This is a genomic window from Candidatus Devosia phytovorans (assembly GCA_029202405.1).
GTDB classification, from domain to species: domain Bacteria; phylum Pseudomonadota; class Alphaproteobacteria; order Rhizobiales; family Devosiaceae; genus Devosia; species Devosia phytovorans.
The window spans coordinates 3866589-3880206 of the sequence record CP119312.1; the positions used below are offsets into that span (position 1 = coordinate 3866589).

General features: G+C 61.3%; 17 protein-coding genes. 12 read left to right on the top strand and 5 right to left on the bottom strand.

Annotated features, from left to right (window positions below):
• Positions 1-8: 8 nt before the first annotated feature.
• Entirely contained in the window at positions 9-779 is a 771-nt protein-coding gene (locus P0Y65_18960) for a Bax inhibitor-1/YccA family protein (protein ID WEK04234.1), read from the bottom strand.
• Between the two features lie 203 nt (positions 780-982).
• Here P0Y65_18960 and thpR point away from each other — a divergent pair, with 203 nt between their 5' ends.
• The 10 genes from thpR to P0Y65_19010 all read left to right on the top strand — a co-directional run bounded on the left by thpR (position 983) and on the right by P0Y65_19010 (position 5776).
• Positions 983-1522, top strand: a complete 540-nt coding sequence (gene thpR, locus P0Y65_18965; GenBank protein WEK04235.1) for an RNA 2',3'-cyclic phosphodiesterase — start codon at positions 983-985, stop codon at positions 1520-1522.
• A gap of 234 nt (positions 1523-1756) precedes the next feature.
• Entirely contained in the window at positions 1757-2278 is a 522-nt protein-coding gene (locus P0Y65_18970; GenBank protein WEK04236.1) for an invasion associated locus B family protein, read from the top strand.
• A 93-nt stretch (positions 2279-2371) separates the two neighbouring features.
• Complete coding sequence (locus P0Y65_18975; protein WEK04237.1) at positions 2372-2875, top strand: invasion associated locus B family protein; 504 nt, start codon at positions 2372-2374, stop codon at positions 2873-2875.
• Positions 2869-3003, top strand: a complete 135-nt coding sequence (locus tag P0Y65_18980) for a hypothetical protein (GenBank protein WEK04238.1) — start codon at positions 2869-2871, stop codon at positions 3001-3003. The genes P0Y65_18975 and P0Y65_18980 overlap by 7 nt, the downstream gene beginning before the upstream one ends.
• Before the next feature lie 64 nt (positions 3004-3067).
• Complete coding sequence (locus tag P0Y65_18985; protein ID WEK04239.1) at positions 3068-3292, top strand: amino acid transporter; 225 nt, start codon at positions 3068-3070, stop codon at positions 3290-3292.
• Complete coding sequence (locus tag P0Y65_18990) at positions 3289-3414, top strand: hypothetical protein (GenBank protein ID WEK04240.1); 126 nt, start codon at positions 3289-3291, stop codon at positions 3412-3414. Before P0Y65_18985 ends, P0Y65_18990 begins: the two co-directional genes overlap by 4 nt.
• Positions 3415-3505: 91 nt before the next feature.
• Entirely contained in the window at positions 3506-4714 is a 1209-nt protein-coding gene (gene rlmN, locus P0Y65_18995) for a 23S rRNA (adenine(2503)-C(2))-methyltransferase RlmN (GenBank protein WEK04241.1), read from the top strand.
• Entirely contained in the window at positions 4714-5091 is a 378-nt protein-coding gene (locus tag P0Y65_19000) for a restriction endonuclease (protein ID WEK04242.1), read from the top strand. Before rlmN ends, P0Y65_19000 begins: the two co-directional genes overlap by 1 nt.
• A 53-nt stretch (positions 5092-5144) precedes the next feature.
• Positions 5145-5378, top strand: coding sequence for a type II toxin-antitoxin system prevent-host-death family antitoxin (locus tag P0Y65_19005; GenBank protein ID WEK04243.1), 234 nt, complete (start codon positions 5145-5147; stop codon positions 5376-5378).
• The gene (locus tag P0Y65_19010) at positions 5375-5776 is read left to right on the top strand and encodes a type II toxin-antitoxin system VapC family toxin (protein ID WEK04244.1); all 402 of its coding nucleotides are present in this window, start codon (positions 5375-5377) and stop codon (positions 5774-5776) included. Before P0Y65_19005 ends, P0Y65_19010 begins: the two co-directional genes overlap by 4 nt.
• A gap of 30 nt (positions 5777-5806) precedes the next feature.
• Here P0Y65_19010 and P0Y65_19015 read toward each other — a convergent pair whose 3' ends face one another.
• The 3 genes from P0Y65_19015 to P0Y65_19025 all read right to left on the bottom strand — a co-directional run bounded on the left by P0Y65_19015 (position 5807) and on the right by P0Y65_19025 (position 7204).
• Entirely contained in the window at positions 5807-5965 is a 159-nt protein-coding gene (locus P0Y65_19015; GenBank protein ID WEK04245.1) for a YqaE/Pmp3 family membrane protein, read from the bottom strand.
• Positions 5966-6030: 65 nt separating this feature from the next.
• The gene (locus tag P0Y65_19020; GenBank protein ID WEK04246.1) at positions 6031-6681 is read right to left on the bottom strand and encodes a LysE family translocator; all 651 of its coding nucleotides are present in this window, start codon (positions 6679-6681) and stop codon (positions 6031-6033) included.
• 58 nt (positions 6682-6739) lie between these two features.
• Entirely contained in the window at positions 6740-7204 is a 465-nt protein-coding gene (locus P0Y65_19025; protein WEK04247.1) for an Lrp/AsnC family transcriptional regulator, read from the bottom strand.
• 126 nt (positions 7205-7330) lie between these two features.
• On the opposite strand from P0Y65_19025, the gene P0Y65_19030 reads away from it, so the two are divergent.
• Positions 7331-8554 (top strand): argininosuccinate synthase, encoded by a 1224-nt coding sequence (locus tag P0Y65_19030; GenBank protein WEK04248.1) that lies wholly within the window; start codon positions 7331-7333, stop codon positions 8552-8554.
• Positions 8555-8753: 199 nt separating this feature from the next.
• Positions 8754-10859 (top strand): EAL domain-containing protein, encoded by a 2106-nt coding sequence (locus tag P0Y65_19035; GenBank protein ID WEK04249.1) that lies wholly within the window; start codon positions 8754-8756, stop codon positions 10857-10859.
• Between the two features lie 73 nt (positions 10860-10932).
• On the opposite strand, the gene P0Y65_19040 is transcribed toward P0Y65_19035, so the two are convergent.
• Positions 10933-13401: a membrane-bound PQQ-dependent dehydrogenase, glucose/quinate/shikimate family gene (locus P0Y65_19040; GenBank protein ID WEK04250.1), complete on the bottom strand. Its 2469-nt coding sequence runs from the start codon at positions 13399-13401 to the stop codon at positions 10933-10935.
• Positions 13402-13618 lie beyond the last annotated feature (217 nt).

The window sequence follows — 13618 nt, forward strand, 5'->3', positions numbered from 1 at the left end:
TCCAGTGCTTACTCGCGGTTGCCCAGCAGGCGGAGCAGCATCATGAACAGGTTGATGAAGTCGAGGTAGAGGTTCAGCGCGCCCATGATGGCCTGCTTGGTCAGCACGTCGGCGCCGAGCGACTCCGAATAGCTTTCCTTGATCTTCTGGGTGTCATAGGCGGTGAGGCCGGTGAAGATCAGCACACCAACGATCGAGATGATGAACTCGAGCATGCCGTTGTAGAAGAAGATGTTGATCACCGAGGCGATGATCAGGCCGATCAGGCCCATCATCAGGAAGTTGCCCATGCCGGTCAGGTCACGCTTGGTGGTGTAACCCCAAAGGCTCATCGCGCCGAAGGTAGCGGCAGTGATGAAGAAGACCTTGGCGATCGAGGCGTCGGTATAGACGAGGAAGATCGACGAGAGGGACAGACCCATTACGGCAGCAAAGGCCCAGAACACGGCCTGTGCGGCGCCGGTCGAGAGCTTGTTGATGCCAAAGCTGAGCACCAGCACGAAGGCCAGCGGCGACAGCATCAGCACCCAGGCGAGGGGGCTGGTGAACAGCAAGGCGCCCCATTGGGTTACCAGCGTACCGTTTTCAAGTGCGCCAACGGCTGCGTTCGGATCGGTGGTCACGGCAGCGGCTGCGGCAAACCAGGCCACCAGGCCCGTTACCACCAGGCCAATGCCCATGTAATTGTAGACGCGCAGCATGTAGCTGCGAAGGCCCTCGTCGATGGCCAAGGCCGAGCCGGCCCGCGCTCCGAGGGTCTGACGGTCATATTCAGCCATAGTCGGTTTCCTTTCCCAATTGAAAAGCGGTCTCTTTTACCGCCGGTGGGCATTTCTCGCCACTTGATGAAACAATATGGATGCAGGTTCAGGCGTTTACAAGTCGTGATGGCGGGGTGCGACGAATGGGCTGGTCGCACAATGGCGTTATGTTAGGGTCGAAGCGCGAATCGCGTTGCAATCCACTTCAAGAGGAGGGCCCCATGCCCCGGCTCTTTACCGGCCTCGAAATTCCGGCCGATGTTGGATTTGCGCTGTCCCTCAAGCGCGGCGGTTTGACTGGTGCGCGCTGGATCGACCCGGAAAACTACCACATTACCCTGCGTTTCATCGGTGACGTCGATCACCAGACCGCCAATGAAGTGGCCGACAGCCTCGACCGGCTCAGTCATTCGCTGTCCTTCTCGGTCAGGTTGACACATCTGGGCAGTTTTGGCGGTGACAAGCCGCGGGCCCTGTTTGCCGGCGTCGAGCCCAGCGAGCAGCTCAACCGGCTGCAATCGGCGCATGAGCGGGTGTTGCAACGCGCGGGCCTGCCGCCCGAGGGCCGAAAATTCGTCCCGCATGTCTCGCTGGCCCGCCTGCGCAATACCGGCGCCTTCGAGCTGGCGCAGTTCCTCGCCGAGTCAGGGCGTTTCGAGCCGCTGAGCTTTCCAATCGGGCGCTTTGTGCTGTTTTCCAGCAAGGATTCGGTGGGTGGCGGTCCTTATGTGGTTGAGCAAAGCTACCCGTTGGCGGCGTAGTCCCCAACACGCAGGCTGATTGATCACGGTCACGCAAGTGTTAGCCGATTGTTAACTCTGACGGCGCAAACCGGTTCGGGTATGCAGGCGCCTGCCAAAATGCCGCCGCGATTGACTCGCACTTGATGCAAATGCGGTTGGATGTGGCGGCATTTGACACCTTGGTAACCATGTTGGAGCAGGATGCGCGGGCGCTCTCCCAGGATGGGACTTAAAAATGAGGACGATTTGGCGATGACGACGAAAACCGGTGGCCTTGTACTCGGGCTCGCGGTCGGCGCGATCATGGCTCTGGCCCCCGCTGCCCAGGCGCAGCAGGCGACAGAGCTGGGAACTTTCAACGCATGGACAGCCTGGCAGGCGACCGACGCTTCGGGCGTCATCTGCTATGTCTCGGCGACACCGGGCTCTTCCGAACCCTCTGGCGCGAACCGCGATCCGATCCACTTCATGATCATCCACCGCAAGGGGATGGGTACCAAGAATGAAGTGCAGACGATCATTGGATATCCGTTCAACACGAGCAATGCCAATGCCAGCGCCACGGTGGATGGCAAGGCCTATCCCATGGTCACCGAAGGCACCGCTGCCTGGCTCGCCTCGACCGGCGACGAGAGCGGTTTCGTTTCCGCCTTCAAGGCCGGCAGCAATCTTGTGATCAAGGGCACCAGCCAGCGCGGTACCAACACGAGCGACACTTACTCGCTGTCAGGCGCCACAGCCGCCATGAATGCCATCGATACGGCCTGCCAGTAATTGCAATTGCGGGTTGCCGGCCGACGGCAATCCGTCCTATCCGGGTGGAGGGCTCTGCGAGCCCTTCGCCTTTTTCTGCCCTATGAGGTCCTGATGTCCAAGTCCGCCGTGGCGCTCGCTCTTGCTGCCAGCCTCGCCCTTACTGCCAGCGCCAGCGCCCAGCAGGTGCGGATCCTGGGCGAGCACCGGTCCTGGACCAGCTATGCTGCCGACGATGCCGGCGCCACCGTGTGCTTTGCCATGGTCAAGCCCGATACGGTAACGCCAACGCCCGATGGCTATACCCAGGCCTACATCTACATCACCAACCGCCCGGCCGAGAATGTCGCCAACGAGTTCAACCTCGTCGCCGGCTTCGCCTTCCAGCCCGACAGCATGGCGACCATTGCCGTGGGTGGGCAGACCTTCAACCTCTTCACCCAGAACGACGCCGCCTGGCTAGACGACACCAGCCAGAGCGAAGCCCTTGCCAGTGCCATCCGTGCCGGCTCGTCCATGGTGGTCGAAGGCACGACTTCGGGCGGCATCCGCGTGACGGAAAACTACTCGCTCTCCGGCGCCACCGCCGCCCAGCAGTCGATCGGGGCCGAGTGCTAGGCGCGGATTGGCTCTACATCGTCCTCTTTGTCGTCGTGATCCTTGGCGCAGTGCTGGCCGTTGGCATGGCCAACAACATCAAGCGCAAGCGCGGAGCTGATGACTTCGACAAGGACGCCTATCGCTAGAGACTAGACGGCTTGCTCGAAGGGCGCGTTTGCGTGACACTCCCCGTGAACGCGGGGGCGTGACTTGAGCAACAAGCTGGTTCGCAACGAGCAGCGGAAGTTGACAGCGACTTATGTCAATGGCGTCGCGCTGGCGCTTGTCGGCATCGGTGTGTTTGCACAGGTGGTGGCCTTTGCACAGGCCCTGTCGGTCACATTGGCATCCGTCCTTGTCATGGTTGGTTGTAGTGTGGTCAGCCTGGCCCTACATTGGGCTGCGAGAAACGTTCTCGGAGGTCTGGAAGAATGACCGAACTCGATCTCATACTCGCGGTTGCGCTGGCCGTTGCGGGGTGCTTGCTCGCCGCTGGTGGCGCACTGTGGATCGCCCGCAAGGACAATTCTGTTTCGCATCCTCCGGCAGGCGAATAGCTGCCTCGCCTTTGCGTGACTTTGCTTCGCCTGCGCCTATATGCTATTGGCCGCGCCAATCCCGCATTTTCCGGACTTTGTAGCCACGCCCATGAGCATTGCGCTGAACCTTGACCATTCGACCGCGCTGCGGCCCGCCGCCAGCAGTCGGCCGTCGCTGATCGGTCTTTCCAAGCCGCAGCTCGCCGAGGCGCTGACCACGGCCGGCATTGCCTCGGACAAGGAAGCGCGCATGCGCGCCAGCCAGCTGTGGAACTGGCTCTATGTCAACGGCACCACCGATTTCGACAAGATGACCAATGTGGCCAAGCCCGTTCGTCAGAAGCTCAGCGACACCTTCATCCTCGACCGGCCCGAGATTGTTTCCGAACAGGTTTCCAGCGACGGTACGCGCAAGTGGCTGTTCCGTTTCCGCGATCCGGCCAATCCGAACTATCCGCCGGTGGAAGTGGAAACCGTCTATATCCCGGAACAGGATCGCGGCACGCTTTGCGTGTCGTCCCAGGTCGGCTGCACCCTGACTTGTTCCTTCTGCCACACGGGCACGCAGAAGCTGGTGCGCAACCTGACGGCTGGCGAAATCCTCGGCCAGGTGTTGATGGCGCGCGAGCGCCTCGGCGACTTCCCGGGTGGTTCGCGTCCCGATGACGGCGGCCTCGTGCCCTCGGGCGACACCCGCGCCATTACCAATATCGTGATGATGGGCATGGGCGAGCCGCTCTACAATTACGAGAGCGTCAAGCAGGCCCTGCTCATTGCCTCGGCCGGTGACGGCATGAGCCTCAGCAAGCGCCGCATCACCCTCTCGACCTCGGGCGTCGTGCCCTTCATCGAGCCGACCGGCCGCGAAATCGACGTCATGCTGGCCATTTCGCTGCATGCCACCAACAATGACCTGCGCGACGTGCTGGTGCCGATCAACAAGAAGTGGCCGCTCGAAGAACTGCTCGAAGCCTGCCGAAATTATCCCGGCCTTTCCAATGCCCGTCGCATCACCTTCGAATATGTGATGCTCGATGGAATCAACGACAGCGATGCCGAAGCGCGCGAACTGGTGCGGCTGCTGGCCGGCATTCCGGCCAAGATCAACCTCATCCCGTTCAATCCTTGGCCAGGCAGCAATTACGGCACCTCGCCGTCGTCGCGCATCGAGCGTTTCGCCGATATCGTCAACAAGGCCGGCTATGCCAGCCCGGTGCGCACACCGCGGGGCCGCGATATCTTTGCCGCCTGCGGCCAGCTCAAGAGTGAGAGCGAACGGCTTTCCAAAAAAGACCGGGACGCATTGGCCGGGGTGTGATGCGACCAAGCGCACGACGCATCGAGGCAGCCATTGCGGCCATCGAAAGTGCCGCCGCCCGCCGTGCGCCAGATATCTGCCCGCTGTGCGAACGGATCATTCCGCCAGAAGCCAAATCCAGTCGCCACCACCTGACGCCCCGGCTCAAGGGCGGCACGCATCTGGGCACGGTGCGGCTGCACCAGATTTGCCACAGCGCCATCCATGCACGGTTTTCAGAGACCGAGATCGCCGCGCAGCTCGCTGATGTCGCAAGCCTCAAAAGCGATCCGGAACTGGCGGCGTTTATTCAATGGGTGCGGGGCAAACCGCCGGCGTTTCATGCGCCCACGCGGTTGACGCGGCAGCGGCGCGAGATGCGGCGATCACGGGAATAGCCGCAACTGGCGCCGGGCCTGCCGATGCATTATCTTTGACCCATGGAGGCGCCATGAAAGTTTCCTTGCGCATCGCTGAATCGAAGCTGTCCGAATTGATAGACGCCGCGCTTGCTGGCGAGGAAGTGGTTATCGATAAGGATAATCTGACAGCCGTAAAGATCGTTCCGATCTCGGCAAAGCAGAAGTTCAAGCTCGGTCTTCTCGAAGGTAAGGTCGGCACCGTACCCGATTTCTTCGAGCCCATGAGCGAGAAAGATCTGGCGCTTTGGGAAGGCGGGTCTTGAGCGGTGTCCTGCTCGATACGCATATTTGGGCTTGGTCTCTCGTCAGTCCGGCGCGTCTTTCACAAGCTGCGATCAGCGCCATGGAATCCACGTCCCGAATATGTGTGAGCACCATTTCGCTGTTCGAGATTGGCCAGAAGGTGCGACTTGGCAAGTGGGAAGAAATGGCTCCCTATGTCAATCAGTTGATCAATTTGGCAGATGAGCAGAGCGTGGAGCTGATCCCCGTCTCTTCGGCGATCAGCTCTACTGCAGCAGTGTTGGACTGGCCCCACCGCGATCCGTTCGACCGATTAATCGGTGCCACAGCCATAACCGAGGGTCTGACGCTGATCAGCGCGGACAGCGCATTCGACCATCTGGGCACTGCAACATTTTCGCTGGCCCGGCTGAGATAGTTTTGGGCCTCGGCGCCATCAATCCTGCGTCTACTTCCGCAGAATGACCCAGATAGCGTGGATCAGGCCCGGGAAATAGCCAAGGATCGTGAGAAGGATATTGAGCCAGAAGTGCAGGCCAAGGCCGACCTGCAGGAAGACGCCGACCGGCGGGATGATGACAGACAGAATGATGCGCAGAACGTCCATGAGAGCCCCCTATTAAGCTTCTGACAACGAACGATTCTTCCGATCGTTCCTGCGACATTTCGGCCTTATGAGTGCCGCACCTGCGCCGTCAGGATGGTCGCGGCGAAGGCTGTGAAAATGGCGGCAAAGCTCCAGTTGAGCGCGCGCTCGACCCATTTGCTCTTCTTGAAGGCTGCAGCGAGCCAGTCGGCGGCCAGTACGGTGGCCACGCCGAGCGGAATGGAGAGGGCGACAAATTCAAAGCCGAGGAAGAACAGCTTGCCCGTTGCCGCCGGGTCATGCGCATCAACGAATTGCGGCAGGAAGGTCACGAAAAACAGCACCACCTTGGGATTGAGCAAGTTGATGCCGATGCCGGTCATGAAACTCTGTTGTACCGCGGGCGGTTTCTTGGCCGCTTCGGCGATGCGCAAGCCACCGCCATGCACGATCGCCTGATAGGCGAGCCAGAGCAGATAGAGCGCGCCGACGATCTTGAGCGCCAGAAACAGCGGCGGCGCGGCGATGATCAGCACGGAAATGCCCAGCGCCACCAGCGTCGTATGCACCAGGATGCCGGCCATGGCGCCCGCCATGGCCGCAATGCCATGGGCGCGGCCATAATTGATGGCGCGGCTCAGCTGCAAGGCCATGTCGGGGCCGGGGGTGATGGCCAGCACCACTGTCGCGATGGCAAAGGCAAGGATGACGGAAGGATCGGGGATGAAGGCGGGCATGCTGGTTCCGCTGCTTGAGATCATCCAGCATTAGCGCGTCGCATGGCAGCTTGCCAGTCTACAACGGCAGTTCGAAGCTACGCTTGATGGTTTCCATCGGCACGTCGGTCTTGACGCTTTGAACGCTGGGGATGCGCATCAGGTAGTCGGACTGAAAGCGCCAATAGGCGTGCAGGTCCGTGGTGACGATCCGCATGATGGCATCGCATTCCCCGGTGGTGAGATAGCATTCGGCCACTTCTGGGAATTTCCGCACCGTCTCGGCGAACTGGTTGGTGGTCTCGGCATCCTGGGTCTTGAACCAGATGCGGGCAAAGACGGTCAGGCTCAATCCAAGGCGGTGGCCGTTGAGCACGGCGACATATTGATCAATGACGCCCTGTTCTTCGAGCAGCTTGACCCGACGCAGACAGGGCGAGGGTGACAGGCCCACCTCATTGGCCAATTCGACGTTGGACATGCGGCCATTGCGCTGCAGCGCCTTCAGGATACGCCGGTCAATCGCATCGAGCATTTCTGGCATTTGAAGTCGCCCTGTTCCAAATTATTGGCACGTTATGCCATTTTCTCTGCCAAAATTGATCCATTCGCAAGTTCATTGCGATGCAATTGCTCTATTATGGTTCCATCTCACCTCGGAGCATTCGCAATGGCGAAAGACATCAAGAAGGTCGTGCTGGCCTATTCGGGCGGCCTCGACACCTCCATCATCCTCAAATGGCTGCAGGAAACCTATAATTGCGAAGTGGTGACCTTTACCGCCGACCTGGGCCAGGGTGAGGAACTGGAGCCGGCGCGCAAGAAGGCCGAAATGTTCGGCATCAAGGATATCCGCATCGAGGACCTGCGCGAGGAATTCGTTCGCGACTTCGTCTTCCCGATGTTCCGCGCCAATACGGTCTATGAGGGCCAGTATCTGCTGGGCACGTCCATTGCCCGTCCGCTGATTTCCAAGCGTCTCGTTGAAATCGCCCAGGAAGTGGGCGCCGATGCCATCTCCCATGGCGCGACTGGCAAGGGCAATGACCAGGTCCGCTTCGAGCTGACCGCCAATGCGCTCGATCCGTCGATCAAGGTCATCGCACCCTGGCGTGAATGGGACCTGCGCTCGCGCACCCAGCTGCTCGACTATGCCGAGCGCAACCAGATCCCGATCGCCAAGGACAAGCGCGGCGAAGCGCCCTTCTCGGTCGATGCCAATCTGCTGCACACGTCCTCCGAGGGCATGGTGCTGGAAGACCCGGCCGTGCCGGCGCCCGACTATGTCGCCCAGCGCACCGTTGATCCGGAAAAGGCGCCCGATACTCCCGAGATCATCACCATTGGCTATGAACAGGGCGATCCGGTCTCGATCAATGGCGAAAAGCTCAGCCCGGCCGAACTGCTGACCAAGCTCAACGAGTTGGGTGGCAAGCATGGCGTGGGTCGTCTCGATCTCGTCGAAAACCGTTTCGTCGGCATGAAGTCGCGCGGTCTCTACGAAACCCCCGGCGGCTCGATCCTGCTCGTGGCGCATCGTGGCATCGAATCAATCACGCTCGATCGCGGCGAAGCTCACCTCAAGGATGAGCTGATGCCTAAATATGCCGAGCTGATCTACAACGGGTTCTGGTTCTCGCCAGAACGCGAAATGTTGCAGGCGCTGATCGACAAGAGCCAGACCTATGTCACCGGCGAGGTCACCGTGAAGCTCTACAAGGGTTCGGCCACGGTCATCGCGCGTACTTCGCCGCATTCGCTCTACTCGATGGATCTGGTGACCTTCGAAGAGGGTGCTGTGGCCTATGACCACAAGGATGCCGAGGGCTTTATCCGGCTCAATGGCCTGCGTCTCAAGACCTGGGCGGCGCGCAATCAAAAGGCAAACGGCTAACGACAAGAAGTCGTCAAGCATGCTGGCCCGGATCGTCCCTGCGGGGATGGTCCGGGCCGCAGCATTTCAAAACCCTCAATTAGGTTCTCTTTCCGAACTTAATTGCTCATTAATAAGAAGGCTCTAGCCTCACTGCAGGCGTCATGCAGAAGCATGTATACAGGGGTATCGACGGGTGCGAGCAAAGGCTGCTGGCAGCTTGGGCGAAAAGGCCGAGGCTTTGCTGCTCGACGCGGCACTTGAAAATATTCCCTATGGCTTTTGCGTCTGGTCACCCCAGTTTCGCCTCGTCATGTGGAACAAGCATTACCGCGACATCTATGGCTTTTCCGCAGATGCGATTACGCGCGGCATGAGCCTTGAGGATGTGGTGCAACTGGCCGGACAGCTAGGCAACCATCCCGGCCAGAGCGCGCATGATTTCTACGAAAGCTATACCGAGGAGCTTCTGGCCAATCGCAGCGGCATGCGACACAAGAGCCATGAGCAGGTGCGTGGCGGGCGGACGATCGAGACGGCGCATGTCTATTCGGAAGCGCTCGGCTGGGTAGTCACCCACGAAGACATTACCGATGAAATCGCCCGTACGGAAATTGCGCAGAAGCGCAAGCTCGAACTCGAGCGGCAGAATATCCGGCTCGATGCTGCAGTGAACAATATTTCCCAGGGTCTGTGCATGATGGACGCCCGTGGGCGTCTGGTCATCTGCAACGAGCCCTATGCGCGCATCTACAGCCTGCCGCAAAATCTGGTCAAACCCGGGACGCAGCTCGACGAGATTCTCAGCCACCTGTTCGACCAGGGTATGGAAACGGGCGGAACGCGGGCCGAATATATTGCCTGGCGGCACGAGGTGATCGCGCGGCGGGAATTCGGCAAGAACATCCACGAACTCAACGGCCGCACCATCATGATGCAGCACCATCCGATGAAGGATGGCGGCTGGGTGTCGACCCATGAGGATATTACCGAGCAGAAGCAGAACGAGGCGCGCATCCGTCACCTGGCGCGGCACGATGCGCTGACCGACCTGCCCAATCGCATCGAGTTTCTCGAGCAGATGGCCAAGACCGAGTCGGGGCTGGCGCGCGGCGAAAAGGCCGCTGTGCTCTATATCGACCTCGACCACTTCAAGGCGGTCAACGACACGCTGGGGCATGCTGTGGGCGACGAGGTGATCAAGCAGGCCTCGGCGCGACTGTGGGGCACGACGCGGGAAACCGACGTGCTGGCGCGGCTGGGCGGCGATGAGTTTGCCTTGCTGATGCGGCCGATCGAAGGCGCGGATGCCGCCGCCAGAGTGGCCGACCGCATCATCAAGGCGATCGGCGCGCCGATGCATATCAACGGACAGCAGATCGAAATCGGCGTCAGCGTCGGCATTGCCGTGGGGCCGGGCGATGGGGTCAAGACCGACACGCTGGTCAAGAATGCCGATCTGGCGCTCTATCGCGCCAAGAGTGAGGGTCGCTCAACCTATCATTTCTTTGAAACGGGCATGGATGCCGAGTTGCAGCAGCGCCGCTCCATCGAGGCCGGGCTGCGTCTGGCCCTGCAGCGCGAGGAATTGCGGCTGGTGTTCCAGCCACTGCTGGGCATGGACGAAAACCGCATCACCTGTGTCGAGGCATTGCTGCGCTGGGACCATGAGGGTCGCACCATTTCGCCGGTCGAGTTCATCCCCATTGCTGAGGAAACCGGGTTGATCGTGGCCATCGGCGAATGGGTCCTGCGCGAGGCCTGCCGGACGGCAGTGAACTGGCCGAGCGACGTGCGGATCGCGGTCAACCTGTCGCCGGTGCAGTTCAAGAGCCGCGAGCTGGTCTCGGTGGTCAAATCGGCGCTGAGCGACTCCAAGCTCCCGGCGACACGGCTCGAGCTCGAGATCACTGAAAGCCTGCTGCTGGCCGAGAATGACACCAATCTCAAGGTGCTGCATGACCTGCGCGCCATGGGTGTGCGCATCTCGATGGACGATTTCGGCACGGGCTACTCATCGCTGAGCTATCTGCGCAGCTTCCCCTTCGACAAGATCAAGATCGACCGAAGCTTCATGGCGGACATCACTACCCGCCAGGATAGCCAGGCCATCATCAAGGCGGTGATCGGGCTGGGCCAGTCGCTGGGCATGACCACTACGGCCGAAGGCGTCGAGACCGAGGAACAGCTCGAAATGGTGCGGGCGCATGGCGCTTCGGAAGTGCAGGGCTTCCTGTTCTCCCCGCCACTGCCGCTGGCCGCACTGAACAACCTGCTGCATTCCGAGCAGGTCAAGCAACAGGTCGACGGCAAGAAGGCATCCTGACCCTTTCTTCCTTTCAATAGAAAAGGCCCCGGCATTGCTGCCGGGGCCTTTTCCTTTGCTGACTGTTCAGCGCCTAGTTGGCAGCTGCGTCGTCCGGCAGCGCGAAGGCGACGACATAGTCGCCACGGATGTTCTGCTGGCGGGCGCCGCCAGCGGTCAGGACGACGAACTGCTTGCCCGAAGAGGGCGAGACATAGGTCGAGGGGGTGGACTGGCTGCCAACCGGCAGCTTGCCCTTCCACAGTTCCTCGCCCGTCGTCACGTCCATGGCACGCAGGTAATAGTCCTGCGTGGCGGCGTAGAACACCAGGCCACCCGACGTGGTCGAGGCACCACCGATGGTGGGCATGCCGATCGGGATCTGCAGACCGGTCTTGATGCCGAGCGGACCGGTTTCTTCCAGCGTGCCCATGGGCACCTGCCAGGCGACGGTGCGCGAAGCAAGGTCGATACCGGTCATCGTGCCATAGGGCGGCTCCTGGCAGGGGACGCCAAGGGCAGAGAAGAAATTGTCCTTGAGCGCTGCAAAGGGCGTGCCGGTCTGGGGCGACAGGCCGGCATGCATGTCGGCACCCGAGGTGGCCTGGCTGTCATAGTCGTCACGCGGCACCAGTTCGACATACTGGGCGATGCGCATGTCGTTGAGCACCAGCATGCCGGTCTCTTCGTTGAGCGCAGCGCTGCCCCAGTTGAAGCCACCGTAATAGCCGGGCCACTGGATCATGCGTTCCGTGGTGGGCGGGGTGAAGTCACCCTCGTAACGGAGCTTCTTGAACTCGATGCGGCAGAGCAGCTGGTCGTAGAGCGTGGCGCCCCACATGCGGGCTTCGGTCAGCGGCTCGACGCCGATGGCCGGCATGCCAACCGAATAGGGCTGGGTCGGGGAAAGCGGCAGGTCGCCTTCCTGGACGTCCTGCGGCACGGCACGCTCTTCCACTTCGGCGATCGGCTCGCCGGTGCGGCGGTCCAGCATGAAGATCTGGCCACGCTTGGTGATCTGGATCAGCGCCGGAATGGTGCCGCCATTGCCATCTGGCACGTCATAGAGTGCCGGCTGGCTGGCGACGTCATAGTCCCAGACGTCATGGTGCGTGGTCTGGAAAACCCAGCGCTCGGCGCCGGTCTCGATGTCGACGGCAACCACCGAGGCGCTGACGCGCAGCATGTCTTCGGTGCGGTGTGCGGCCCAGAAGTCGGGCGTGGCATTGCCGGTGGGCAGGTAGACCAGGCCCAGTGCATCGTCATAGGCCGGGGTCGACCAGACATTGGGCGTGCCGCGGGTATAGAGCTCGCCTTCGGCGGGCAGGCCGCCTTCGGGACGATCGGCATTCCAGGCCCAGAGCAGTTCGCCCGAGCGGGCGTCGAAGGCACGGACCACGCCCGAGGGCTCGCCGGTCGAGATATTGTCGAGCACGAAGCCGCCAACGACGACGCGATTGCGGGCAACGGTGGGCGCGGAGGTGAGGATATAGTTGGGCAGGGCATCGTCGCCCATGCCGGCCTTGAGATCGACAATGCCGCCGGTGCCGAAATCGGCGCAGAGTTCACCGGTGGTGGCATCGAGTTCGATCATGCGGGCATCGCTGGTGGTCAGTACGATACGGCCGGTGCCGCAGATGGCGGGGGCTTCGGCAACCACGGGAGCTGCGGGAGCCACTGGGGTGGCCGGTGCTGCCGGGGCGGTTGCATCGGTCGCCGGAGTGGTGACCACGGCTGCGGCCGGCTCGACTTCGGGCGCTTCATATTCATAGTAGCTGACGCCGCGGCAGCGGGCGAAAGCGGAATTGTCCGTCTCGGAGTCGAACACCCAGCGGGCCTCGCCGGTGTTGACGTCGATGGCATGCACATTGCTTTCAGGCGTGCAGATATAGGCGGTGTCGTTGATCAGGATCGGGGTGATCTGGTCTTCCTGACCGGCAACGCGCTCTTCGCCATATTGATAGGTCCAGGCGACCTCAAGGTTCTGCACGTTTTCGGTGTTGATCTGGTCGGCAGGGGAGAAGCGCGTGCCCGAGGGGGTGGCGCCATATGCCGCCCAATTGCCATTGTTGTCGGCAACGGCCTGGCCCGGCGTCGCTGCGATGTCATTGCGAATGACGCCCTGCGGCTGGAAGGCGGTATAGCCAGCGCCCGCGAGGACCAGAACGATGATGGCCGCGAGGCCAAAGGGCAGGGCCTTGCCGGCACGCCAAGCGGGGAAAAGCGGCAGGCAGAGCGCGATGATCAGCGCGATGACCAGCGGACCGCCAAGGCGCGGCACCAGCGGCCAGAAGGCAAAGCCGGACTCGATCAGCGACCAAGCGATGGTGGCGACAAAGAGTGCGGCGAAGAGCCAGAAGCCGACAAGGCTGCGGCGGAAGGTAAAAATGCCCGCAGCGATCAGCACCAGACCGGCAAGGCCATAGTACCACGAACCGCCGAGCGTGATGAGCTGGCCGCCCAGCACGAGAAGGGGGAGGCCGATAATGGCCAAAACGATGCCGAGGATGCGAAGCACCCAGGCTGACGGTCCCGCGGAGCGCGGGCCTGCGTCTGCTGACATAATAAGTTCCAGTCTTGGATTTAGCTCGATGGGAGCGGACGCCTGACGTCGCTACTGCTCTTCGAAAAGGCGCCGGTGCTGCGCTCCGGCGGAGGTTCGGAGAGTGATAGCGACACTCGCCGTCCAGTTGACAAAAGTTGTCTATTCCTCCGGGCGACAATGCGTACCCCTTGTTACGGCAAGGGGGCATGACCAAATGTGACGGCTCCGTGGCGAA

What these genes read in the sequence shown, in the direction of transcription:
- P0Y65_19005 (WEK04243.1), top strand. Translation starts at nt 5,145, where the DNA reads ATGAAAGTTTCCTTGCGCATCGCTGAATCGAAGCTGTCCGAATTGATA.
- P0Y65_19040 (WEK04250.1), bottom strand. Translation starts at nt 13,401, where the DNA reads ATGTCAGCAGACGCAGGCCCGCGCTCCGCGGGACCGTCAGCCTGGGTG.
- thpR (WEK04235.1), top strand. Translation starts at nt 983, where the DNA reads ATGCCCCGGCTCTTTACCGGCCTCGAAATTCCGGCCGATGTTGGATTT.
- P0Y65_19030 (WEK04248.1), top strand. Translation starts at nt 7,331, where the DNA reads ATGGCGAAAGACATCAAGAAGGTCGTGCTGGCCTATTCGGGCGGCCTC.
- P0Y65_19020 (WEK04246.1), bottom strand. Translation starts at nt 6,681, where the DNA reads ATGCCCGCCTTCATCCCCGATCCTTCCGTCATCCTTGCCTTTGCCATC.
- P0Y65_19000 (WEK04242.1), top strand. Translation starts at nt 4,714, where the DNA reads ATGCGACCAAGCGCACGACGCATCGAGGCAGCCATTGCGGCCATCGAA.
- P0Y65_18960 (WEK04234.1), bottom strand. Translation starts at nt 779, where the DNA reads ATGGCTGAATATGACCGTCAGACCCTCGGAGCGCGGGCCGGCTCGGCC.
- rlmN (WEK04241.1), top strand. Translation starts at nt 3,506, where the DNA reads ATGAGCATTGCGCTGAACCTTGACCATTCGACCGCGCTGCGGCCCGCC.
- P0Y65_19025 (WEK04247.1), bottom strand. Translation starts at nt 7,204, where the DNA reads ATGCCAGAAATGCTCGATGCGATTGACCGGCGTATCCTGAAGGCGCTG.
- P0Y65_18970 (WEK04236.1), top strand. Translation starts at nt 1,757, where the DNA reads ATGACGACGAAAACCGGTGGCCTTGTACTCGGGCTCGCGGTCGGCGCG.
- P0Y65_18975 (WEK04237.1), top strand. Translation starts at nt 2,372, where the DNA reads ATGTCCAAGTCCGCCGTGGCGCTCGCTCTTGCTGCCAGCCTCGCCCTT.
- P0Y65_18990 (WEK04240.1), top strand. Translation starts at nt 3,289, where the DNA reads ATGACCGAACTCGATCTCATACTCGCGGTTGCGCTGGCCGTTGCGGGG.
- P0Y65_19015 (WEK04245.1), bottom strand. Translation starts at nt 5,965, where the DNA reads ATGGACGTTCTGCGCATCATTCTGTCTGTCATCATCCCGCCGGTCGGC.